Origin of the sequence: Citrobacter sp. Ce006, from assembly GCF_030336535.1 — a bacterium.
Lineage (GTDB): Bacteria > Pseudomonadota > Gammaproteobacteria > Enterobacterales > Enterobacteriaceae > Citrobacter > Citrobacter europaeus.
The window spans coordinates 1005961-1029139 of record NZ_JAOWDO010000073.1 but is presented as its reverse complement, the minus strand read 5'-3'; the positions used below and the strand labels follow the sequence as shown (position 1 = coordinate 1029139).

Sequence of the window (23179 nt, the reverse complement as noted above, 5' to 3'; positions counted from 1 at the left end):
CTGCACTGGTGTGAAGCATCTATACTCGCAGTTTATGCAGTACATTTGGCGAAAGGACGCCACTTCATTATGGCTCACCCACATTTATTAGCGGAAAGAATTTCCCGTCTGAGCAATGCGCTGGAAAAGGGACTTTATGAACGTAGCCACGCTATTCGCCTGTGTCTGCTGGCTGCACTCAGCGGCGAGAGCGTTTTCTTATTAGGTCCTCCCGGGATTGCGAAAAGCTTAATTGCCCGCCGACTGAAATTTGCTTTTCAAAATGCTCGCGCCTTCGAATACCTGATGACGCGTTTCTCTACACCGGAAGAGGTTTTCGGCCCGCTGTCGATTCAAGCCCTTAAAGATGAAGGTCGCTATGAACGCTTAACCGCAGGCTATCTTCCTGAAGCTGAAATCGTCTTTCTCGACGAAATCTGGAAGGCGGGCCCGGCGATTCTTAACACCCTGCTAACCGCCATCAACGAACGCCACTTTCGTAACGGCGCGCATGAAGAGAAAATCCCGATGCGCTTGCTGGTGGCAGCCTCCAATGAACTGCCAGAAGCAGACAGCAGCCTGGAAGCACTGTACGACCGTATGCTGATTCGCCTGTGGCTGGATAAAGTTCAGGACAAAGCCAACTTCCGCTCGATGCTGTTAAGTCAGCAAGATGAAAGCGACAATCCGGTCCCTGCGTCGTTACAGGTGACGGATGAAGAGTATAACCAGTGGCAAAAGGACATTGGCGCCATCAAGCTTCCCGATCGCGTGTTTGAGCTTATTTTCACGTTGCGTCAGCAACTGGACACGCTACCGAATGCCCCTTATGTGTCCGATCGGCGCTGGAAAAAAGCCATTCGCTTACTCCAGGCCAGCGCTTTCTTTAGCGGACGTGATGCCGTAGTACCTATCGACCTGATCCTGCTGAAAGATTGCCTGTGGTACGACGCGCAAAGCCTGAATCTGATGCAACAACAGCTGGAAATATTGATGACCGGACACGCATGGCAGCAGCAAGCCATGCTGACGCGACTGGGCGGTATTGTGCAGCGCCGCATTCAACTCCAGCAGCAGCAAAGCGACAAAACGGCGTTCACGGTGATCCGCCAGGGCGGCATGTTCAGCCGTCGCCCTCATTATGATTTACCGCCGGAAGCTACGTCTTCTGTCGTAACATTACTCCTGCAAAAGCCCTTAAAGCTGCATGACATGGAAGTTATCCATATTGCTTTCGAACGCGGCGCACTGGAGTTGTGGCTCACCAAAGGTGGTGAGATCCGCGGAAAATTAAACGGGATCGGTTTTGCCCAGACGCTGAACATGGAAGTGGATAGCGCGCAGCACCTGGTCGTGCGTGATGTCAGTTTACAAGGCTCTCGACTGGCATTGCCCGGTTCTTCACAAGAGAGTATGCCTGCAGAGATAAAACAAGAGCTCGAAGCACTTGATAACGAGTGGCACCAGCAGCACAGCGCATTTAGCGAGCAGCAAAAATGTCTGTTTATTCATAGCGACTGGTTAGGCCGCATTGAGGCCAGCCTGCAGGATGTCGGGGCGCAAATCCGCCAGGCGCAACAATGCTGACCCTTGATACACTCAACATCATGCTGGCAGTCAGTGAAGAGGCGATGATCGAAGAGATGATCGTCGCCCTGCTGGCTTCTCCAAAGATGGTGGTCTTTTTTAAAAAATTCCCCCGCCTCAAAAAAGCGATCGCTGAAGATATACCGCGCTGGCGTGAATCTTTGCGTAGCCGCCTTAAAGATACCCATGTGCCGCCGGAGTTGGCGGAAGAGGTCATTTGTTATCAGCAAAGCCAGCTCCTCTCTCATGCGCAGTTTATCGTCCAGCTACCGCAAATATTGTCGCTATTGCACCGCCTCCATTCGCCGTGGGCCGGACAAGCGCAACAGTTGGTCAATGACAACAGCGCGTTTACGCCTGCCCTCCATACGCTTTTTCTTCAGCGCTGGCGCCTGAGTCTGGTGGTGCAAACCACAACCCTGAATCAGCAACTGCTGGAAGAAGAACGCGAACATTTGCTCAGTGAAGTACAGGAACGGATGACCCTTAGCGGGCAACTGGAACCCGTACTGGCAGAAAATGACAACGCCGCAGGCCGGTTATGGGATATGAGCGCGGGTCAAATCAAGCGCGGTGATTATCAGTTGCTGGTTAAATATGGCGAATTCCTGACGCAACAGCCCGAACTCCAGCGTCTGGCTGAGCAGTTAGGCCGTTCCAGAGAAGCGAAATCCGTGCCGCGTAAAGATGCGCCAATGGAAACCTTCCGTACCCTGGTACGCGAACCGGCAACCGTACCGGAGCAGGTGGATGGCATCCAACAAAGTGACGATATCCTGCGCCTGTTGCCGCCAGAGCTGGCCACGCTGGGCATTACCGAACTGGAATACGAGTTCTACCGCCGGCTGGTGGAAAAGCAACTGCTGACCTACCGTCTGCACGGCGAAGCATGGCGCGAGAAAGTAACGGAACGTCCGGTGGTGCATCAGGATTTTGACGAGCAGCCGCGCGGGCCTTTTATTGTTTGCGTAGATACGTCGGGATCAATGGGCGGGTTTAATGAACAGTGTGCGAAAGCCTTTTGCCTGGCGCTAATGCGCGTCGCCCTGGCCGATAACCGGCGCTGTTTCATTATGCTGTTTTCAACAGAAGTGGTGCGCTATGAGCTGTCTGGTCCAGAGGGTATCGAACAGGCGATTCGTTTTTTAAGTCAGCGCTTTCGTGGCGGTACCGATATTGCCAGCTGTTTTCGCGCCATTATTGAGCGCATGCAGGGTCGGGAATGGTTTGATGCCGATGCTGTGGTTATCTCTGATTTTATCGCTCAGCGATTACCCGATGAGGTCGTCAGCAAAGTGGGGGAATTACAGCGGGTACACCAGCACCGTTTTCACGCGGTGGCGATGTCTGCACATGGCAAACCCGGCATCATGCGCATTTTCGATCATATCTGGCGCTTTGATACCGGGATGCGAAGCCGCCTGCTCAGACGCTGGCGGCGTTAATTATTACAGCAGAGAGGCGACGCTTTCACGTACCTGTGCCGGCCATACGCCACACTGAACCTGACCAATGTGCGGTAATTGCAGCAACAGCATGGTCAGACGCGACTGCCCAATGCCGCCACCAATTGTCTGCGGCATTTCACCGCGCAGCAGCGCCTGGTGCCATTCCAGACTCAGGCGATCTTCATCACCGGTCAGAGACAGCTGGTGTTTCAGGGCGTCAGCATCGACACGGATCCCCATAGAAGACAGCTCAAACGCATCTTCCAGCACCGGGTTCCAGACCAGAATATCCCCGTTCAGACCGGCGTGACCCAGCTCGGACGCTGAACTCCAGTCATCATAATCCGGCGCACGTACATCGTGACGGTGACCGTCACTGAGCTTGCCGCCGATCCCCACCAGAAATACCGCGCCCAGCTCTTTAGCGATCGCACGTTCACGACCTTTTGCATCAAGATCCGGATAACGAGATAACAACTCCTGGCTATGAACAAAGTGGATCTGCTCTGGCAGGAACGGTGCCAGACCAAACTCTTTGCTAACCGCAGCCTCAGTAGCCTTAATACCCGCCCAGATAGCCTCTACCGTGCTTTTCAGAGTGGAGAATTGACGCTCACCGTCGCCCATCACGCGCTCCCAGTCCCACTGATCAACATACACTGAGTGCAGCGGGGAGAGGCGATCTTCATCGGGACGCAGGGCCTTCATGTGCGTGTACAGCCCTTCACCTGCGCTAAAGTCGTGTTGTCCTAACGTTTGACGCTTCCACTTCGCCAGTGAATGAACCACTTCGAATTGAGCGTCTGGCAATGCTTTAACCTTCACCTGCACCGCTTTTTCACAGCCCGACAAGTTATCCTGCGTGCCATCTCCAACGCGGCTGAGGATCGGCGCCTGAACTTCGATCAGACCTAAACGCTCTTCCAACTGACGAGAAAAATGAGATTTTACGAAGCTAATTTGACGTTGTTTGGCAATGTAAGCGGTTTTCATTATGTGTACTCCTGTGTCCTGTTGCCTATGATTAAGCAACAGAATGGAGGTAATATTCAATAATCAACAAACAAAAAGCCGACTTCGATTTTGATTCGTTAAAATTAACGTCTAAAATAGAGGGAATCATTAATCTACATAAGAAAAACCTATGGAAAATTATCAGATCGACAATCTGGACCGCGGCATTCTTGACGCCCTGATGGAAAATGCCCGTACCGCCTACGCAGAATTAGCCAAACAATTCGGCGTCAGCCCAGGAACAATTCACGTACGTGTAGAAAAGATGAAACAGGCCGGGATTATTACCGGCGCGCGGATTGATGTGAGTCCCAAACAGTTGGGCTATGACGTCGGCTGCTTTATCGGCATCATCCTGAAAAGTGCGAAAGACTATCCGTCAGCGCTGGCCAGACTGGAAAGCCTCGATGAAGTGACCGAAGCGTATTACACCACCGGGCACTACAGCATCTTTATTAAGGTGATGTGCAAGTCGATCGACGCGTTGCAGCAGGTACTTATCAACAAGATCCAAACAATTGACGAAATTCAATCCACGGAAACCCTGATCGTCCTGCAAAACCCGATCATGCGTACCATCAAGCCGTGATCGTTTTTTTTAATACCCTGGTTTTCCACAGGTAGATCCCAGCTCGCTCACAGCGTACAATACGCCCTCTTTATAAAGGTGGGCGATCATGGCAGACATCACTCTTATCAGCGGTAGTACGCTTGGCAGTGCGGAATATGTAGCAGAACATCTGGCTGAAAAGCTGGACGATGCCGGTTTTTCCAGCGAAATACTGCATGGGCCAATGCTTGAAGAGGTTCCGACTGACGGCATCTGGCTGATTATTAGCTCTACGCACGGAGCAGGAGACATTCCTGACAACCTACAGCCTTTATATGATGCGTTACGCGAGCAAAAGCCGGACCTGTCACAAGTGCGGTTTGGCGCAATCGGGATCGGCAGTCGTGAATATGACACCTTTTGCGGCGCAATCGACAAGCTGGAAGCCGAATTGAAGGCCTGTGGAGCAAAACAGGTAGGCGAAACGCTCAGGATCAACGTACTGGAACATGAAATTCCGGAAGATCCGGCTGAAATTTGGCTGGGATCGTGGCATCCATTGCTCAGAGATTTGTAAAGATCGTACTTTTTTATGTGGATAACTCTGGTTAAAAGCTTGGATCAACCGGTAGTTATCCCAAGAACAACCGTTGTTCAGTTTTTGAGTTGTGTATAACCCTTCATTCTGATCCCAGCTTATACGGACCAGGATCACCGATCATTCACAGCTAATGATCCTCAGCAACCTGTTGATCTTATTCAAAGGATCGCCCTTATCCACAGAAACTTGCGATCCTAATAAGAGATCACAATAAAACAGATCTCTAAATAAAAAGATCTTCTTTTTAATACCCAGGATCCCAGGTCTTTCTCCATCGACTAAAGTTGAGTAGAATCCACGGCCCGGGCTTCAATCCATTTTCACACCGCGTTATGCGAGGCAATTACCATGTTTTATCAGGATCCTTTTGACGTCATCATCATTGGCGGGGGTCATGCAGGCACCGAGGCCGCAATGGCCGCGGCGCGAATGGGTCAACAGACTCTGCTTTTGACACACAATATCGACACTCTGGGGCAGATGAGCTGCAACCCGGCGATCGGCGGTATTGGGAAGGGACACCTGGTAAAAGAAGTGGATGCGCTTGGTGGGTTGATGGCAAAAGCGATCGACCATGCAGGTATCCAGTTTAGGATACTAAACGCAAGCAAAGGGCCAGCCGTTCGCGCTACCCGAGCTCAGGCCGATCGCGTGCTCTATCGCCAGGCGGTACGTACCGCACTGGAGAATCAACCCAACCTGATGATCTTCCAACAGGCGGTTGAAGATCTGATTGTTGAAAACGATCGTGTTGTGGGCGCAGTGACCCAAATGGGACTGAAGTTCCGTGCCAAAGCGGTTGTATTAACCGTAGGGACTTTCCTCGACGGCAAAATTCATATTGGTCTGGATAACTACAGCGGTGGCCGTGCTGGCGATCCGCCGTCTATCCCGCTGTCACGTCGTCTGCGTGAACTGCCGCTGCGCGTCAGCCGCCTGAAAACGGGTACACCGCCGCGTATCGATGCGCGCACTATTGATTTCAGCGTGCTTGGCCAGCAAAACAGCGATAACCCGATGCCGGTCTTCTCATTCCTGGGCGATGCTTCTCAACATCCGCGCCAGATGCCGTGTTACATCACGCATACCAATGAGAGAACCCATGACGTGATCCGCAATAACCTCGATCGTAGCCCGATGTACGCCGGTGTGATCGAAGGAATCGGCCCGCGCTACTGCCCGTCGATCGAAGACAAAGTGATGCGCTTTGCCGATCGTAACCAGCATCAGATCTTCCTTGAACCGGAAGGACTGACGTCTAACGAAATTTACCCGAATGGCATCTCCACCAGCCTGCCGTTCGATGTGCAGATGCAAATTGTCCGCTCTATGCAGGGAATGGAAAATGCCAGAATCGTCCGCCCTGGCTACGCTATTGAGTATGATTTCTTCGATCCGCGCGACCTGAAACCTACTCTGGAAAGCAAATTCATCCAGGGGCTGTTCTTTGCGGGACAGATTAACGGTACAACCGGTTACGAAGAAGCCGCCGCGCAAGGCATGCTGGCTGGTCTGAACGCCGCACGCTTGTCTGCTGAGAAAGACGGCTGGGCACCGCGTCGCGATCAGGCTTATCTTGGCGTGCTGGTGGACGACCTGTGTACGCTGGGCACTAAAGAACCGTACCGCATGTTTACCTCACGCGCAGAATACCGTTTGATGCTGCGTGAAGATAACGCCGACCTGCGTCTGACCGAAATTGGTCGAGAACTGGGTCTGGTGGACGATGAGCGCTGGGCTCGCTTCAACGAGAAGCTGGAGCGCATCGAACAAGAACGCCAGCGTCTCAAATCAACCTGGGTAAACCCGTTAGCGGAATCTGCAGCAGAAGTGAATGCTCACCTGGCAACGCCTCTGTCACGTGAAGCCAGCGGTGAAGATCTGCTGCGTCGCCCGGATATGACCTATGCTCAGTTGACCTCTTTATCTGCGTTCGCACCAGCGCTTGACGATGCTCAGGCCGCGGAACAGGTTGAGATTCAGGTGAAATACGAAGGGTATATCGCCCGTCAGCAGGAAGAAATTGAAAGACAGCAGCGTAATGAGAACACCCTGTTGCCTGCAACGCTGGATTATCGCCAGGTCTCTGGCTTGTCGAATGAAGTCATCGCCAAACTGAACGATCACAAACCGGTATCGATCGGTCAGGCATCGCGCATTTCCGGCGTAACGCCTGCCGCCATCTCCATTCTGCTGGTATGGCTGAAAAAACAAGGTATGCTGCGCCGCAGCGCTTGATAACTCTCATTTGGCGGGGGCGCTTCGCTTGCCCGCCGTACAAATTTGTAGGCCCGATAAGCGAAAGCGCATCGGGCATTTGATTATTAACAGGTAACGACCGTGCTCAACAAACTCTCTCGTCTGCTGGCTGATGCCGGTATTTCTCTTACCGATCACCAGAAAAATCAGCTGATTGCGTATGTCGATATGCTGCACAAATGGAATAAAGCGTACAACCTTACGTCGGTGCGGGATCCTAACGAAATGTTGGTGCGCCATATTCTGGACAGCATTGTCGTCGCGCCGTATCTGAAGGGGGAGCGTTTTATCGATGTGGGGACGGGACCTGGCCTGCCGGGAATTCCGCTCTCTATCGTGCGCCCTGAAGCGCATTTCACACTGCTGGATAGCCTGGGAAAACGCGTCCGTTTCTTGCGTCAGGTGCAGCATGAGCTTGCGCTTACTAACATCACGCCTGTACAAAGCCGTGTTGAAGAATTCCCTTCAGAACCGCCGTTCGATGGGGTCATTAGCCGTGCTTTTGCATCACTCAATGATATGGTGAGCTGGTGCCATCATTTGCCAGGACCTGATGGACGTTTTTATGCGTTAAAAGGGCAGTTGCCTGCAGATGAAATTGACTCGCTGCCAGCAGAATTCAGCGTCGAGTCGGTTGAAAAATTACGCGTTCCGCAGTTGGAAGGCGAACGTCATTTGGTGGTTATTAAGCCAAACAAAATTTAATTTTTATCAAAAAAAATAGAAAAAAAACGGCAGTTCAGGTGTTAAAAGTCATAGGGAATAGTGTGGTTAAATGTCGTTACATTTCACCAATACCTTACGGTTTTGCATCATAACTATAACGTACCGTTTTTTGTTAAAAGCGAAACAAGTCAGCTGTGAAAATATCAGTCTGCTAAAAATAGAACGTAAGAATCACCCGTTGTGTTAATTTTTTATTATAAATGTCAATGCGTGGTTTTTTTGTTGTTAGCTGTTGTTTTTTAAATAGTGGCTATTTTTACGCTTAAATATCAAAAAGATGAAAAGGCATCATTTGCCACGTAAATAAATTATGCGAAGGTGAATATGTTCAATATGTGATCTGGTGCACGCTTTACCGCCAGTGTTTACGCGGCATTTGCAGTTTTGCATGATCGTTCACAGTTTGCCAAAAAGTGATAAATGTGGGGTAGCGAAAAATATTTAAACATTTATTCACTTTTTAGCTACTTATTGTTTGAAATCACGAAGCCGCACCGTATAATTTGACCGCTTTTTGATGCTTGACTCTAAGCCATAAAGAACGTTTTATACGACACGCGGCATACCTCGTAGGGAGCAGGAGTAAAAACGTGATGTCTATGTCGCTCTTGAGTCGAAACGTTGCTCGTAAGCTTTTGCTCACACAGCTTCTGGCGGTAATAGCAAGTGGATTGCTGTTTAGCCTCAAAGACCCTTTCTGGGGCATCTCCGCGTTGTGCGGTGGATTGGCAGTGTTACTGCCTAACGTGTTGTTTATGATATTTGCCTGGCGTCACCAGGCGCATACACCAGCTAAAGGTCGAGTAGCCTGGACGTTCGCTTTCGGCGAAGCCTTCAAGGTGTTAGCGATGCTGGTTTTGCTGGTGGTGGCGTTGGCTGTTTTGAAAGCGGTATTCATGCCGCTGATCGTTACGTGGGTTTTGGTGCTGGTGGTTCAGATACTGGCGCCGGCTGTAATTAACAACAAAGGGTAAAGGCATCATGGCTTCAGAAAATATGACGCCGCAGGATTACATAGGACACCATCTGAATAACCTTCAGTTGGACCTACGTACATTCTCGCTGGTGGATCCGCACAACCCCCCAGCCACCTTCTGGACGCTCAATATTGACTCCATTTTCTTCTCGGTGGTTCTGGGTCTGTTGTTCCTGCTTATGTTCCGTAGCGTAGCCAAAAAGGCGACCAGCGGCGTACCAGGTAAATTTCAGACCGCGATTGAGCTGGTAATCGGCTTTGTGCATGGTAGCGTGAAAGACATGTACCATGGCAAAAGCAAGCTGATTGCTCCGCTGGCCCTGACGATTTTCGTCTGGGTATTCCTGATGAACTTGATGGATTTGCTGCCTATCGACCTGCTGCCGTACATCGGTGAGCATATCTTTGGCCTGCCGGCTCTGCGTGTGGTTCCGTCTGCTGACGTGAACATCACCCTGTCGATGGCGCTGGGCGTATTTATCCTCATTCTGTTCTACAGCATCAAAATGAAAGGCATCGGTGGCTTCGCGAAAGAGTTGACGCTGCAGCCGTTCAATCACTGGGCGTTCATCCCTGTCAACTTAATCCTTGAAGGGGTAAGCCTGCTGTCCAAACCAATTTCTCTTGGTCTGCGACTGTTCGGCAACATGTATGCCGGTGAGCTGATTTTCATTCTGATTGCTGGTCTGTTGCCGTGGTGGTCACAGTGGATCCTGAATGTGCCATGGGCCATTTTCCACATACTGATTATCACGCTGCAAGCCTTCATATTTATGGTTCTGACGATTGTCTATCTGTCGATGGCATCTGAAGAGCATTAATTTACCAACACTACTACGTTTTAACTGAAACAAACTGGAGACTGTCATGGAAAACCTGAATATGGATCTGCTGTACATTGCTGCCGCTGTGATGATGGGTCTGGCGGCAATCGGTGCTGCGATCGGTATCGGCATCCTCGGGGGTAAATTCCTGGAAGGCGCAGCGCGTCAACCGGATCTGATTCCTCTGCTGCGTACTCAGTTCTTTATCGTTATGGGTCTGGTGGATGCAATCCCAATGATCGCTGTAGGTCTGGGTCTGTACGTGATGTTTGCTGTCGCGTAGTAAGCGTTGCTTGAATTAAGAGCAATATCAGAACGTTAACTAGATAGAGGCATTGTGCTGTGAATCTTAACGCAACAATCCTCGGCCAGGCCATCGCGTTTGTCCTGTTCGTTCTGTTCTGCATGAAGTACGTATGGCCGCCATTAATGGCTGCCATCGAAAAACGTCAAAAAGAAATTGCTGACGGCCTTGCTTCTGCAGAACGAGCACATAAGGATCTTGACCTTGCAAAGGCCAGCGCGACCGACCAGCTGAAAAAAGCGAAGGCGGAAGCTCAGGTAATCATCGAGCAGGCGAACAAACGCCGCGCTCAGATCCTGGACGAAGCTAAAACTGAAGCAGAGCAGGAACGTACTAAAATCGTGGCACAGGCGCAGGCGGAAATTGACGCCGAGCGTAAACGTGCTCGCGAAGAGCTGCGTAAGCAAGTTGCTATCCTGGCTGTTGCTGGCGCCGAGAAGATCATCGAACGTTCCGTGGATGAAGCTGCTAATAGCGACATCGTGGACAAACTTGTCGCTGAACTGTAAGGAGGGAGGGGCTGATGTCTGAATTTATTACGGTAGCTCGCCCCTACGCCAAAGCAGCTTTTGACTTTGCCGTTGAGCACCAAAGCGTTGACCGTTGGCAGGATATGCTGACGTTTGCCGCTGAGGTGACTAAAAACGAACAAATGGCAGAGCTTCTTTCTGGCGCACTGGCGCCGGAAACGCTCGCTGAGTCGTTTATCGCCGTGTGCGGTGAGCAGTTGGACGAAAGCGGCCAGAACCTGATTAGGGTAATGGCTGAAAATAACCGTCTGAATGCGCTCCCGGATGTTCTTGAGCAGTTTATTCACCTGCGTGCAGCCAGTGAGGCTATCTCTGAGGTAGAAGTCACTTCTGCCAATGCACTGAGTGATGAACAGCTTACGAAGATTAGTGCAGCGATGGAAAAACGTCTGTCACGCAAAGTTAAGCTGAATTGCAAAATCGATAAGTCTGTAATGGCAGGCGTAATCATCCGAGCGGGTGATATGGTCATTGATGGCAGCGTACGCGGCCGTCTTGAGCGCCTTGCAGACGTCTTGCAGTCTTAAGGGGACTGGAGCATGCAACTGAATTCCACCGAAATCAGCGAACTGATCAAGCAGCGCATTGCTCAGTTCAATGTTGTGAGCGAAGCTCATAACGAAGGTACTATTGTTTCTGTAAGTGACGGTGTTATCCGCATTCACGGCCTGGCCGATTGTATGCAGGGTGAGATGATCTCCCTGCCGGGTAACCGTTACGCTATCGCACTGAACCTGGAGCGCGACTCCGTAGGTGCAGTTGTGATGGGTCCATACGCTGACCTTGCCGAAGGCATGAAGGTTAAGTGTACGGGTCGTATTCTGGAAGTTCCGGTTGGCCGTGGCCTGCTGGGTCGTGTGGTGAACACTCTGGGTTCCCCGATTGACGGTAAAGGTCCGGTTGATAACGATGGCTTCTCGCCAATCGAAGTTATCGCACCAGGCGTAATCGAACGTCAGTCCGTCGACCAGCCAGTACAGACCGGTTATAAATCTGTTGATGCCATGATCCCAATCGGTCGTGGCCAGCGTGAGCTGATCATCGGTGACCGTCAGACAGGTAAAACTGCGATGGCAATCGACGCCATCATCAACCAGCGTGATTCCGGCATCAAATGTGTGTACGTGGCTATCGGCCAGAAAGCGTCCACCATTTCCAACGTGGTTCGTAAACTGGAAGAACACGGCGCACTGTCCAACACCATCGTTGTGGTGGCGACTGCGTCTGAATCTGCTGCACTGCAATACCTGGCGCCATATGCCGGTTGCGCAATGGGCGAATACTTCCGTGACCGCGGCGAAGATGCACTGATCGTTTACGATGACCTGTCTAAACAGGCTGTTGCTTACCGTCAGGTTTCCCTGCTGCTCCGTCGTCCGCCAGGACGTGAAGCATTCCCAGGCGACGTATTTTACCTCCACTCCCGTCTGCTGGAACGCGCATCCCGCGTAAACGCGGAATATGTTGAGAAGTTCACCAATGGTGAAGTGAAAGGTAAAACCGGCTCCCTGACCGCTCTGCCGATTATCGAAACCCAGGCGGGTGACGTTTCTGCGTTCGTTCCGACCAACGTAATTTCCATTACCGATGGTCAGATCTTCCTGGAAACCAACCTGTTCAACTCCGGTATTCGTCCGGCTGTTAACCCGGGTATCTCCGTATCTCGTGTAGGTGGCGCAGCGCAGACCAAGATCATCAAGAAACTGTCCGGTGGTATTCGTACCGCACTGGCGCAGTATCGTGAACTGGCAGCGTTTTCTCAGTTCGCTTCTGACCTGGATGAAGCTACGCGTAAGCAGCTGAGCCACGGTCAGAAAGTAACTGAACTGCTGAAGCAGAAACAGTATGCCCCAATGTCTGTAGCACAGCAGGGTGTGGTGCTGTTTGCGGCTGAACGCGGTTACCTCGAAGATGTGGAACTGGCGAAAATCGGTAGCTTCGAAGCCGCTCTGCTGGCTTACGTTGACCGTGACCACGCTCCGCTGATGCAAGAGATCAACCAGTCCGGTGGCTATAACGATGAAATCGAAGGCAAGCTGAAAGCTATCCTCGATTCCTTCAAGGCAACCCAGTCCTGGTAACGTCTGGCGGTCTGCTTTAGGGCGGACCGCAAGGCATTGAGGAGAAGCTCATGGCCGGCGCAAAAGAGATACGTAGTAAGATCGCAAGCGTCCAGAACACGCAGAAGATCACTAAAGCGATGGAGATGGTCGCCGCTTCCAAAATGCGTAAATCGCAGGATCGCATGGCGGCCAGCCGTCCTTATGCAGAGACCATGCGCAAAGTGATTGGTCACCTTGCGAATGGTAATCTGGAATATAAGCACCCTTACCTGGAAGAACGCGACGTTAAACGCGTGGGCTACCTGGTGGTGTCGACCGACCGTGGTCTGTGCGGTGGCTTGAACATTAACCTGTTCAAAAAGCTGCTGGCGGATATGAAAACATGGTCCGATAAAGGCGTTCAGTGCGATATCGCAATGATCGGCTCTAAGGGCGTGTCTTTCTTTAACTCCGTTGGCGGTAATGTGATTGCTCAGGTAACCGGTATGGGGGATAACCCTTCCCTGTCCGAACTGATCGGTCCGGTTAAAGTGATGCTGCAAGCCTACGATGAAGGTCGTCTGGACAGACTGTACGTTGTCAGCAACAAATTTATTAACACCATGTCTCAGACGCCAACCATCACCCAACTGCTGCCTCTGCCGGCATCAGATGATGATGAATTGAAGCGTAAATCCTGGGATTACCTGTATGAACCAGACCCGAAAGCGCTGCTGGATACCCTGCTGCGTCGTTATGTCGAGTCTCAGGTTTATCAGGGCGTGGTAGAAAACCTGGCCAGCGAGCAGGCCGCACGTATGGTGGCGATGAAAGCCGCGACCGACAATGGCGGCAGCCTGATTAAAGAGCTGCAGTTGGTATACAACAAAGCTCGTCAGGCCAGCATTACTCAGGAACTCACCGAAATCGTCGGTGGTGCATCCGCGGTATAACCAGGTTAATTCGTAGAGGATTCAAGATGGCTACTGGAAAAATTGTCCAGGTAATCGGCGCCGTGGTTGACGTCGAATTCCCTCAGGATGCCGTACCGCGCGTGTACGATGCTCTTGAGGTTATGAATGGTAAAGAGAGCCTGGTGCTGGAAGTTCAGCAGCAGCTCGGCGGCGGTATCGTACGTACCATCGCCATGGGTTCTTCCGACGGTCTGCGTCGTGGTCTGGAAGTTAAAGACCTCGAGCACCCGATCGAAGTCCCGGTAGGTAAAGCAACTCTGGGTCGTATCATGAACGTCCTGGGTCACCCGATCGACATGAAAGGCGATATCGGTGAAGAAGAGCGTTGGGCTATCCACCGCGCGGCTCCTTCCTATGAAGAGCTGTCCAGCTCTCAGGAACTGCTGGAAACCGGCATCAAAGTTATCGACCTGATGTGTCCGTTCGCTAAGGGCGGTAAAGTTGGTCTGTTCGGTGGTGCGGGTGTAGGTAAAACCGTAAACATGATGGAGCTGATCCGTAACATCGCGATCGAGCACTCCGGTTACTCCGTGTTTGCGGGCGTAGGTGAACGTACTCGTGAGGGTAACGATTTCTACCACGAAATGACCGACTCCAACGTTCTGGACAAAGTATCCCTGGTATATGGCCAGATGAACGAGCCGCCGGGAAACCGTCTGCGCGTTGCTCTGACCGGTCTGACCATGGCAGAGAAGTTCCGTGACGAAGGTCGTGACGTACTGCTGTTCGTCGATAACATCTATCGTTACACCCTGGCCGGTACTGAAGTATCTGCACTGCTGGGTCGTATGCCTTCAGCGGTAGGTTACCAGCCGACTCTGGCGGAAGAGATGGGCGTTCTGCAGGAACGTATCACCTCTACCAAAACCGGTTCTATCACCTCCGTTCAGGCGGTATACGTACCTGCGGATGACTTAACTGACCCATCCCCAGCAACCACCTTTGCTCACTTAGATGCAACCGTGGTACTGAGCCGTCAGATCGCATCTCTGGGTATTTACCCGGCAGTTGACCCGCTGGATTCCACCAGCCGTCAGTTGGATCCGCTGGTTGTTGGTCAGGAACACTACGACACTGCGCGTGGCGTACAGTCCCTGCTGCAGCGTTATCAGGAACTGAAAGACATCATCGCCATCCTGGGTATGGATGAACTGTCTGAAGAAGATAAACTGGTGGTAGCACGTGCGCGTAAGATCCAGCGCTTCCTGTCCCAGCCGTTCTTCGTTGCGGAAGTATTCACCGGTTCTCCGGGTAAATACGTATCCCTGAAAGACACCATCCGTGGCTTTAAAGGCATCATGGAAGGCGAATACGACCACCTGCCAGAGCAGGCGTTCTACATGGTTGGTTCTATCGACGAAGCCGTGGAAAAAGCCAAAAAACTTTAACGCCTTAATCGGAGGGTGATATGGCAATGACTTACCACCTGGACGTCGTCAGCGCAGAGCAACAAATGTTCTCTGGTCTGGTCGAGAAAATCCAGGTAACGGGTAGTGAAGGTGAACTGGGTATTTTCCCGGGTCACGCACCGCTGCTCACCGCCATTAAGCCTGGTATGATCCGCATCGTTAAACAGTTCGGTCATGAAGAGTTTATCTATCTGTCCGGCGGCATTCTCGAAGTGCAGCCTGGCAGCGTGACCGTCCTGGCTGATACCGCGATTCGCGGACAGGATCTCGATGAAGCGAGAGCCCTGGAAGCGAAGCGTAAGGCTGAAGAGCACATCAAGAGCTCTCATGGTGACGTGGATTACGCTCAGGCATCTGCGGAACTGGCCAAAGCGATCGCGAAACTGCGCGTTATCGAGTTGACCAAAAAAGCGATGTAACACCGGCTTGAAAAGCACAAAAGCCAGTCTGGTTTCCAGGCTGGCTTTTTTTTTGGTTTTTGTTTCAGTAAGAGTGAAACTAAAAAGCTGTTTTATTATTTTGTGATTTACATCACAAAAATGTTGATCGGTTAAAAAATGAGGCGTAGACTTCTTTTTGTGATATATGTCACATAATTAATTCAGATAAAAACAGGATATCAACATGAAACTGATTAACAAAATCATCGCGCTTTTCAGCAGCATGGAAGTTTAGTCTTCCCTGAACTGCTCTGTGGCGCGATGCTTCATACGGTTACCTGCTCGCGCCATCTGTTAATAAATTCCCCTCCCCCGTATTATCATTTGTACTCTTTCCTTTTAAAACTGTATTTCTCCTGTCTGTTTTTCTGCTTTTCACTGAATCACTTTAATAAAATTGTATTTTTCTTTTGTAGTTCTTTATTCATGCAGTAAAAAAATAGCAAAAACATTAACCTAAGGCTTTAATAAGAGCAGACTCCTGGTTTTTGGGAGACAAAAGACGCCGAAATAGATGAAAATAGACAGTTATCAGAGGGGAAATTTCCCCGATTGAACGTTTTATCTTCGGTCCATTTCACGCTGAAAAAAATGTAGTATTTTCAATGTGAAACGGTATAAATTCGTTCTCAAATTACAGTCAGGACGTGTATGTTGAATAATGCTATGAGCGTCGTGATCCTTGCCGCAGGCAAAGGCACGCGTATGTATTCCGATCTTCCTAAAGTGCTGCATACCCTCGCAGGAAAACCGATGGTTCAGCATGTCATTGATGCTGCTAATGAATTAGGTGCGACTCACGTACATCTGGTCTACGGGCACGGTGGTGATTTGCTCAAGCAGACGCTGAAAGATGGCAATCTAAACTGGGTTTTGCAGGCAGAGCAGTTGGGCACCGGCCATGCAATGCAGCAGGCAGCGCCATTCTTTGGTGATGACGAAGACATTTTAATGCTCTATGGCGATGTGCCGCTGATCTCTACCGATACCTTGCGTCGCCTGCGTGAAGCCAAACCGCAGGGTGGCATTGGCTTGTTAACGGTAAAACTGGACGACCCGTCCGGTTATGGGCGTATTACGCGTGAAAACGGTAACGTCACCGGTATCGTTGAGCATAAAGATGCAACCGACGAGCAGCGGCAAATCCAGGAAATCAACACCGGTATTCTGATTGCCAATGGCGCAGACATGAAACGCTGGCTGTCCAAACTGACTAATAACAATGTGCAGGGTGAATACTACATCACCGATATCATTGCGATGGCATACCAGGAAGGGCGCGAAATTGCTGCGGTACATCCGGCACGTATTAGCGAAACGGAAGGGGTGAATAACCGTCTTCAGCTCTCTCGTCTGGAGCGCGTGTATCAGTCCGAGCAGGCAGAAAAACTGCTGTTAGCGGGCGTGATGCTGCGCGATCCTGCACGTTTTGATCTTCGCGGTACGCTTATTCACGGGCGCGATGTTGAAATTGATACTAACGTTATCATTGAAGGTAACGTAACCGTTGGGGATCGCGTCAAGATTGGCGCCGGCTGCATCATCAAAAACAGCGTTATTGGTGACGGTTGTGAGCTTAGCCCATACAGTGTGCTTGAAGATGCCCATCTGGAAGCCGCTTGCACCATCGGCCCATTCGCGCGTCTGCGTCCGGGCGCTGAGCTGCAGGAAGGCGCGCACGTGGGTAACTTTGTCGAAATGAAAAAAGCGCGTCTGGGTAAAGGCTCCAAAGCCGGTCACCTGACCTATCTGGGCGATGCGGAAATTGGCGATAACGTGAACATCGGCGCGGGTACGATCACCTGCAACTACGATGGTGCTAATAAGTTTAAAACCATTATTGGTGATGATGTGTTTGTGGGTTCTGATACTCAGCTGGTGGCGCCTGTCACCGTGGGTAAAGGTGCGACGATTGCCGCAGGAACTACCGTAACGCGTAATGTTGCCGATAACGAACTGGTATTAAGCCGTGTACCTCAGGTCCATAAACAGGGCTGGCAGCGTCCGGTGAAGAAAAAGTAATTCAGTTTTTGCCGGATGGTGGCCTGCGTGCGGTGACGTTCTGTAGGCCTGATAAGCGTGAGCGCCATCAGGCAGACAAGAGATGAGGGGATAATATAATCCTCCGCTCAACAAGCAGTACCTAAAAAAATAACCCCACTCTCTACAAGGCTCGGGGCGCCCGGAAAGGGCAAATACAGGTCAGCGACAACGACAGGCACAATGCCTAAATTCGGAATCAAAAAATATGTGTGGAATTGTTGGCGCTATCGCGCAGCGTGATGTAGCTGAAATCCTTCTCGAAGGTTTACGTCGTCTGGAATATCGTGGTTATGACTCTGCTGGTCTGGCCGTTGTCGATGCTGAAGGCAATATGACCCGTCTGCGTCGTCTGGGTAAAGTGCAGATGCTGACTGCTGCTGCGGAAGAACATCCGCTGCATGGTGGGACAGGTATCGCTCATACCCGTTGGGCGACACACGGCGAACCTTCAGAAGCGAACGCGCACCCTCATGTTTCTGAACACATTGTCGTGGTGCATAACGGCATCATTGAAAACCATGAACCGCTGCGTGAACTGCTGAAAACCCGTGGTTACACCTTTGTTTCTGAAACAGACACCGAAGTGATTGCTCACCTGGTGCACTGGGAACTGGAACAGGGTGGTACGCTGCGTGAAGCCGTGCTGCGTACTATTCCGCAACTGCGCGGTGCCTACGGCACGGTGATCATGGATACCCGTAACCCGGAAACCCTGCTGGCCGCTCGTTCTGGTAGCCCGCTGGTGATTGGGCTGGGTATGGGTGAGAACTTTATCGCTTCCGATCAGTTGGCGCTGCTGCCGGTAACCCGTCGCTTTATCTTCCTGGAAGAGGGTGACATTGCGGAAGTGACCCGTCGTTCGGTTACCATTTTCGACAAGTCTGGCGCGGAAGTGAAACGTCAGGATATCGAATCTAATCTGCAATACGATGCGGGCGAAAAAGGTATTTATCGCCACTACATGCAGAAAGAGATCTACGAACAGCCGAACGCAATTAAAAATACGCTGACCGGGCGCATTAGCCACGGTGAAGTGGATTTAAGCGAGCTGGGTTCGCATGCCAACGAGCTGCTGTCGCAGGTTGAGCATATCCAGATTATCGCCTGCGGTACGTCGTACAACTCAGGTATGGTATCGCGCTACTGGTTTGAATCGCTGGCGGGTATTCCTTGTGATGTCGAAATCGCTTCTGAGTTCCGCTATCGCAAATCTGCCGTGCGTCGTAACAGCCTGATGATCACCCTTTCCCAGTCTGGTGAAACGGCGGATACCCTGGCGGGTCTGCGCTTATCTAAAGAGCTGGGCTATCTGGGCTCGCTGGCTATCTGTAACGTCCCGGGATCTTCTCTGGTGCGTGAATCCGATCTGGCGATGATGACCAATGCCGGTACCGAAATCGGTGTGGCCTCCACGAAAGCCTTTACCACGCAACTGACCGTTCTGCTGATGCTGGTGGCGAAACTGTCTCGTCTGAAAGGCCTGGATGCGTCTATTGAGCAGGAAATCGTTCACGGACTGCAGGCGCTGCCGAGTCGTATTGAGCAGATGCTGTCTCAGGACAAACGCATTGCCGCTCTGGCTGAAGGTTTCTCTGACAAACACCATGCGCTGTTCCTTGGTCGTGGCGATCAGTACCCAATTGCGCTGGAAGGCGCGCTGAAGCTGAAAGAGATTTCTTATATTCACGCTGAAGCGTATGCCGCAGGTGAACTGAAGCACGGTCCACTGGCGCTGATTGACGCTGATATGCCGGTTATCGTCGTGGCACCGAACAACGAACTGCTGGAAAAACTGAAATCCAACATTGAAGAAGTTCGCGCCCGTGGCGGCCAGCTGTACGTCTTTGCTGACCAGGATGCTGGCTTTACCAGCAGTGAAAACATGCACATCATTGAGATGCCGCATGTGGAAGAGGTAATTGCACCAATCTTCTACACCGTTCCGCTGCAGCTGCTGGCGTATCATGTGGCGCTGATTAAAGGTACCGACGTGGACCAGCCGCGTAACCTGGCGAAGTCGGTTACCGTAGAGTAATCCGTACTTAACTGAACTGAAAATGCCCTGCTACAAGCGGGGCATTATTTTTTCGTTTGTTCTGTTTTTAATCAATTATCCCGCCTGTTTTATGTGACAAACCGTCATCTTCAGCTACTGTTTGCAGTGTCATAAAAAGAAAATTTTAGCGAAATGTTATTGTCATGATAATGACTAACATTTTGTTTTAAATATATTTTTATCTGAAAAAACTCACGTATTTTTCGTTGTCATAAAACTGTCATATTTCGTACATTTAACTGTCACCTGTTTGTCCTATTTTGCTCACAGTAGCAACTCAAACAACGATTTACGAAAACCGTGCAGGAGACATTATGAAAGTTATGCGTACCACTGTCGCAACTGTTGTCGCCGCGACCTTATCCATGAGCGCGTTCTCTGCGTTTGCAGCAGCGAGCCTGACAGGTGCAGGTGCAACCTTCCCTGCGCCAGTGTATGCCAAATGGGCAGATACCTATCAGAAAGAGACCGGTAGCAAAGTAAACTACCAGGGTATCGGCTCCTCCGGTGGTGTAAAACAAATCACTGCGAATACCGTTGATTTCGGTGCTTCAGATGCGCCGCTGTCTGACGAAAAACTCAATCAAGAAGGCCTGTTCCAGTTCCCGACCGTTATCGGTGGTGTGGTACTGGCAGTCAACATCCCTGGCCTGAAATCCGGCGAGCTGGTGCTGGACGGTAAAACGCTCGGCGACATCTACCTCGGTAAAATTAAGAAGTGGGATGATGAAGCCATCACCAAACTGAACCCGGGTCTGAAGCTGCCTTCGCAGAATATCGCCGTTGTGCGTCGTGCTGACGGTTCCGGTACGTCCTTTGTCTTCACCAGCTATCTGGCAAAAGTGAACGAAGAGTGGAAATCTAAAATTGGTTCCGGCTCTACCGTTAACTGGCCGACCGGTCTGGGCGGTAAAGGTAACGACGGTATCGCCGCGTTCGTCCAGCGTCTGCCGGGCTCTATCGGCTACGTTGAGTACGCTTACGCTAAGCAGAACAACCTGGCGTACACCAAGCTGGTCTCTGCTGATGGTAAACCGGTAAGCCCGACCGAAGAAAGCTTCGCTAATGCCGCAAAAGGCGCTGACTGGAGCAAAACCTTCGCTCAGGATCTGACTAACCAGAAAGGTGACGATGCGTGGCCTATCACTTCCACCACCTTCATCCTGGTGCATAAAGAGCAGAAGAAACCTGAGCAGGGCGCTGAAGTGCTGAAGTTCTTCGACTGGGCGTACAAAAATGGCGGCAAACAGGCTAATGACCTGGATTACGCCAGCCTGCCGGACAGCGTGGTTGAGCAGATTCGTGCTGCATGGAAGACCAACGTGAAAGACAGCAGCGGTAAAGCGCTGTACTAAATACCCGTCATACTTCGAGCCGCAGCAGTGTTGGCTGTGCTTGTTCACCCCAGTCACGTAGTGAATCTATGCTCCTGGGGATCCACAAGCTTGCCGCCTTGCTGCAACTCGAATTATTTAGGGTATGGCATTACGTTAGCCGGGAAGCACGATAAAATGTGTGCTTCCTGGCCCAAACTTAAAGAGTGATTTATGGCTGCAACCAAGCCTGCTTTTAACCCACCGGGTAAAAAGGGTGACATGATATTCAGCGCGCTGGTAAAACTGGCTGCGCTGATTGTGCTATTGATGTTGGGTGGCATTATTGTCTCTCTGGTTATCTCCTCCTGGCCAAGCATTCACAAATTTGGCTTCTCCTTTCTGTGGACTAAAGAATGGGATGCGCCAAACGACATCTACGGTGCATTAGTACCGATTTACGGTACGCTGGTCACCTCGCTTATCGCGCTGCTGATCGCCGTTCCGGTGAGTTTCGGCATTGCTTTATTCCTGACTGAACTTGCACCTGGCTGGCTGCGTCGCCCGCTGGGTATCGCTATTGAGCTGCTGGCGGCAATTCCAAGTATCGTGTACGGCATGTGGGGCCTGTTTATTTTTGCTCCGCTGTTTGCGACTTATTTCCAGGAACCGGTCGGGAACATCCTTTCCAACATTCCGTTTGTTGGCGCGCTGTTTGCTGGTCCGGCGTTTGGTATTGGTATTCTGGCTGCTGGCGTGATCCTCGCTATCATGATCATCCCGTACATTGCGGCGGTTATGCGCGATGTGTTCGAACAAACGCCGGTCCTGATGAAAGAGTCAGCCTACGGCATCGGTTGTACTACCTGGGAAGTTATCTGGCGCATCGTCCTGCCGTTCACCAAAAACGGTGTGATTGGCGGTGTGATGCTTGGTCTGGGCCGCGCGCTGGGTGAAACCATGGCGGTGACCTTTATCATCGGTAACACCTACCAGCTCGACAGTGCCTCGCTGTACATGCCTGGCAACAGTATTACCTCTGCGCTGGCGAATGAATTTGCCGAAGCGGAATCAGGGCTGCACGTTGCCGCATTGATGGAACTGGGTCTGATTCTGTTTGTGATCACCTTCATCGTACTGGCGGCGTCTAAGTTCATGATCATGCGCCTTGCGAAGAACGAGGGGGCACGCTAATGGCTACGCTTGAAATGCAAAACACCGCTGCACTAGCGGAATCCCGCCGTAAAATGCAGGCGCGTCGTCGCCTGAAGAACCGCATCGCGCTGACGCTCTCTATGGCGACCATGGCGTTCGGTCTGTTCTGGCTGATCTGGATCCTGATGTCCACGATCACCCGCGGTATTGACGGTATGTCGCTGGCGTTGTTCACCGAAATGACGCCTCCGCCGAATACGGCGGGCGGTGGTCTGGCGAACGCCCTGGCCGGTAGCGGGCTGTTAATTCTGTGGGCGACCGTGTTTGGTACACCGCTTGGTATTATGGCGGGCATCTACCTGGCAGAGTATGGACGTAAGTCCTGGCTGGCTGAGGTCATCCGCTTTATCAACGACATCCTGTTGTCTGCGCCATCAATCGTAGTTGGCCTGTTTGTTTACACCATCGTGGTAGCAAAAATGGAGCACTTCTCCGGCTGGGCGGGCGTTATCGCGCTGGCGCTGCTGCAGGTGCCCATTGTTATTCGTACCACGGAGAACATGCTCAAGCTGGTGCCGGATAGCCTGCGTGAAGCTGCCTATGCACTGGGTACGCCGAAGTGGAAGATGATTTCTGCGATCACCCTGAAGGCGTCTGTCTCAGGCATTATTACAGGGGTTCTGCTGGCTATTGCACGTATCGCAGGTGAAACGGCTCCGCTGCTGTTTACGTCGCTCTCCAACCAGTTCTGGAGCACCGACATGATGCAGCCTATCGCCAACCTGCCGGTCACTATCTTTAAGTTTGCGATGAGCCCGTTTGCTGAGTGGCAGCAACTGGCCTGGGCCGGGGTGCTGATTATTACCCTGTGCGTACTGCTGCTGAACATTCTGGCGCGCGTCATTTTCGCGAAGAAGAAACACGGTTAATTTTTACGGCGTGGCTGATG

Annotated in this window: 21 protein-coding genes; 20 read left to right on the top strand and 1 reads right to left on the bottom strand. The window is 51.4% G+C overall.

Annotated features, from left to right (window positions below; all coding sequences use genetic code 11):
* Positions 1-69: 69 nt before the first annotated feature.
* Positions 70-1566, top strand: a complete 1497-nt coding sequence (gene ravA / locus OGV94_RS23495; protein WP_047407695.1) for an ATPase RavA — start codon at positions 70-72, stop codon at positions 1564-1566.
* Positions 1560-3011 (top strand): ATPase RavA stimulator ViaA, encoded by a 1452-nt coding sequence (gene viaA / locus OGV94_RS23490; protein ID WP_043018823.1) that lies wholly within the window; start codon positions 1560-1562, stop codon positions 3009-3011. The genes ravA and viaA overlap by 7 nt, the downstream gene beginning before the upstream one ends.
* A 3-nt stretch (positions 3012-3014) precedes the next feature.
* Here viaA and asnA read toward each other — a convergent pair whose 3' ends face one another.
* Entirely contained in the window at positions 3015-4007 is a 993-nt protein-coding gene (gene asnA, locus OGV94_RS23485) for an aspartate--ammonia ligase (RefSeq protein WP_003827009.1), read from the bottom strand.
* 151 nt (positions 4008-4158) lie between these two features.
* Between asnA and asnC the strand changes: the two genes are divergently transcribed.
* The 18 genes from asnC to pstA all read left to right on the top strand — a co-directional run bounded on the left by asnC (position 4159) and on the right by pstA (position 23159).
* Positions 4159-4617 carry a transcriptional regulator AsnC gene (gene asnC / locus OGV94_RS23480; RefSeq protein ID WP_003023780.1) on the top strand — a complete coding sequence of 153 codons (459 nt, stop codon included), beginning with the start codon at positions 4159-4161 and terminating at the stop codon, positions 4615-4617.
* A gap of 88 nt (positions 4618-4705) precedes the next feature.
* A complete protein-coding gene (gene mioC / locus OGV94_RS23475) occupies positions 4706-5155 on the top strand; it encodes an FMN-binding protein MioC (RefSeq protein WP_286524520.1) in 450 nt (149 codons plus the stop codon).
* 372 nt (positions 5156-5527) lie between these two features.
* A complete protein-coding gene (gene mnmG / locus OGV94_RS23470) occupies positions 5528-7417 on the top strand; it encodes a tRNA uridine-5-carboxymethylaminomethyl(34) synthesis enzyme MnmG (protein ID WP_016155085.1) in 1890 nt (629 codons plus the stop codon).
* Positions 7418-7519: 102 nt separating this feature from the next.
* Entirely contained in the window at positions 7520-8143 is a 624-nt protein-coding gene (gene rsmG, locus OGV94_RS23465) for a 16S rRNA (guanine(527)-N(7))-methyltransferase RsmG (RefSeq protein WP_047407700.1), read from the top strand.
* A gap of 614 nt (positions 8144-8757) precedes the next feature.
* On the top strand, positions 8758-9138 hold the full coding sequence (atpI, locus tag OGV94_RS23460) for a F0F1 ATP synthase subunit I (protein ID WP_043018820.1): 381 nt from the start codon (positions 8758-8760) through the stop codon (positions 9136-9138).
* Positions 9139-9145: 7 nt separating this feature from the next.
* Positions 9146-9961: a F0F1 ATP synthase subunit A gene (atpB, locus tag OGV94_RS23455; RefSeq protein ID WP_003023792.1), complete on the top strand. Its 816-nt coding sequence runs from the start codon at positions 9146-9148 to the stop codon at positions 9959-9961.
* Positions 9962-10007: 46 nt separating this feature from the next.
* The gene (atpE, locus tag OGV94_RS23450) at positions 10008-10247 is read left to right on the top strand and encodes a F0F1 ATP synthase subunit C (protein ID WP_003023794.1); all 240 of its coding nucleotides are present in this window, start codon (positions 10008-10010) and stop codon (positions 10245-10247) included.
* Between the two features lie 59 nt (positions 10248-10306).
* Positions 10307-10777: a F0F1 ATP synthase subunit B gene (gene atpF, locus OGV94_RS23445; RefSeq protein ID WP_003827022.1), complete on the top strand. Its 471-nt coding sequence runs from the start codon at positions 10307-10309 to the stop codon at positions 10775-10777.
* A gap of 14 nt (positions 10778-10791) precedes the next feature.
* Positions 10792-11325, top strand: coding sequence for a F0F1 ATP synthase subunit delta (gene atpH / locus OGV94_RS23440; RefSeq protein ID WP_006687767.1), 534 nt, complete (start codon positions 10792-10794; stop codon positions 11323-11325).
* 12 nt (positions 11326-11337) lie between these two features.
* A complete protein-coding gene (atpA, locus tag OGV94_RS23435; RefSeq protein ID WP_003023802.1) occupies positions 11338-12879 on the top strand; it encodes a F0F1 ATP synthase subunit alpha in 1542 nt (513 codons plus the stop codon).
* A 50-nt stretch (positions 12880-12929) separates the two neighbouring features.
* The gene (atpG, locus tag OGV94_RS23430; RefSeq protein ID WP_003023804.1) at positions 12930-13793 is read left to right on the top strand and encodes a F0F1 ATP synthase subunit gamma; all 864 of its coding nucleotides are present in this window, start codon (positions 12930-12932) and stop codon (positions 13791-13793) included.
* A 26-nt stretch (positions 13794-13819) separates the two neighbouring features.
* Complete coding sequence (gene atpD / locus OGV94_RS23425; RefSeq protein WP_003023806.1) at positions 13820-15202, top strand: F0F1 ATP synthase subunit beta; 1383 nt, start codon at positions 13820-13822, stop codon at positions 15200-15202.
* A 20-nt stretch (positions 15203-15222) separates the two neighbouring features.
* Positions 15223-15642 carry a F0F1 ATP synthase subunit epsilon gene (locus tag OGV94_RS23420; RefSeq protein WP_003023809.1) on the top strand — a complete coding sequence of 140 codons (420 nt, stop codon included), beginning with the start codon at positions 15223-15225 and terminating at the stop codon, positions 15640-15642.
* A gap of 672 nt (positions 15643-16314) precedes the next feature.
* Positions 16315-17685: a bifunctional UDP-N-acetylglucosamine diphosphorylase/glucosamine-1-phosphate N-acetyltransferase GlmU gene (gene glmU, locus OGV94_RS23415; protein WP_286524518.1), complete on the top strand. Its 1371-nt coding sequence runs from the start codon at positions 16315-16317 to the stop codon at positions 17683-17685.
* A 226-nt stretch (positions 17686-17911) separates the two neighbouring features.
* Positions 17912-19741, top strand: a complete 1830-nt coding sequence (glmS, locus tag OGV94_RS23410; protein ID WP_043018818.1) for a glutamine--fructose-6-phosphate transaminase (isomerizing) — start codon at positions 17912-17914, stop codon at positions 19739-19741.
* 335 nt (positions 19742-20076) lie between these two features.
* Complete coding sequence (gene pstS / locus OGV94_RS23405) at positions 20077-21117, top strand: phosphate ABC transporter substrate-binding protein PstS (RefSeq protein ID WP_043018817.1); 1041 nt, start codon at positions 20077-20079, stop codon at positions 21115-21117.
* 192 nt (positions 21118-21309) lie between these two features.
* Positions 21310-22269 carry a phosphate ABC transporter permease PstC gene (gene pstC, locus OGV94_RS23400; protein WP_286524516.1) on the top strand — a complete coding sequence of 320 codons (960 nt, stop codon included), beginning with the start codon at positions 21310-21312 and terminating at the stop codon, positions 22267-22269.
* Entirely contained in the window at positions 22269-23159 is an 891-nt protein-coding gene (gene pstA / locus OGV94_RS23395) for a phosphate ABC transporter permease PstA (RefSeq protein WP_016155077.1), read from the top strand. Before pstC ends, pstA begins: the two co-directional genes overlap by 1 nt.
* The last annotated feature ends 20 nt before the right edge of the window (positions 23160-23179 follow it).

Bases quoted from the DNA above. Each gene is read 5' to 3' on its own strand.
- ravA (WP_047407695.1), top strand. From the start codon at position 70: ATGGCTCACCCACATTTATTAGCGGAAAGAATTTCCCGTCTGAGCAAT.
- viaA (WP_043018823.1), top strand. From the start codon at position 1,560: ATGCTGACCCTTGATACACTCAACATCATGCTGGCAGTCAGTGAAGAG.
- asnA (WP_003827009.1), bottom strand. From the start codon at position 4,007: ATGAAAACCGCTTACATTGCCAAACAACGTCAAATTAGCTTCGTAAAA.
- asnC (WP_003023780.1), top strand. From the start codon at position 4,159: ATGGAAAATTATCAGATCGACAATCTGGACCGCGGCATTCTTGACGCC.
- mioC (WP_286524520.1), top strand. From the start codon at position 4,706: ATGGCAGACATCACTCTTATCAGCGGTAGTACGCTTGGCAGTGCGGAA.
- mnmG (WP_016155085.1), top strand. From the start codon at position 5,528: ATGTTTTATCAGGATCCTTTTGACGTCATCATCATTGGCGGGGGTCAT.
- atpI (WP_043018820.1), top strand. From the start codon at position 8,758: ATGTCTATGTCGCTCTTGAGTCGAAACGTTGCTCGTAAGCTTTTGCTC.
- atpB (WP_003023792.1), top strand. From the start codon at position 9,146: ATGGCTTCAGAAAATATGACGCCGCAGGATTACATAGGACACCATCTG.
- atpE (WP_003023794.1), top strand. From the start codon at position 10,008: ATGGAAAACCTGAATATGGATCTGCTGTACATTGCTGCCGCTGTGATG.
- atpH (WP_006687767.1), top strand. From the start codon at position 10,792: ATGTCTGAATTTATTACGGTAGCTCGCCCCTACGCCAAAGCAGCTTTT.
- atpA (WP_003023802.1), top strand. From the start codon at position 11,338: ATGCAACTGAATTCCACCGAAATCAGCGAACTGATCAAGCAGCGCATT.
- atpG (WP_003023804.1), top strand. From the start codon at position 12,930: ATGGCCGGCGCAAAAGAGATACGTAGTAAGATCGCAAGCGTCCAGAAC.
- atpD (WP_003023806.1), top strand. From the start codon at position 13,820: ATGGCTACTGGAAAAATTGTCCAGGTAATCGGCGCCGTGGTTGACGTC.
- OGV94_RS23420 (WP_003023809.1), top strand. From the start codon at position 15,223: ATGGCAATGACTTACCACCTGGACGTCGTCAGCGCAGAGCAACAAATG.
- glmU (WP_286524518.1), top strand. From the start codon at position 16,315: ATGTTGAATAATGCTATGAGCGTCGTGATCCTTGCCGCAGGCAAAGGC.
- glmS (WP_043018818.1), top strand. From the start codon at position 17,912: ATGTGTGGAATTGTTGGCGCTATCGCGCAGCGTGATGTAGCTGAAATC.
- pstS (WP_043018817.1), top strand. From the start codon at position 20,077: ATGAAAGTTATGCGTACCACTGTCGCAACTGTTGTCGCCGCGACCTTA.
- pstC (WP_286524516.1), top strand. From the start codon at position 21,310: ATGGCTGCAACCAAGCCTGCTTTTAACCCACCGGGTAAAAAGGGTGAC.
- pstA (WP_016155077.1), top strand. From the start codon at position 22,269: ATGGCTACGCTTGAAATGCAAAACACCGCTGCACTAGCGGAATCCCGC.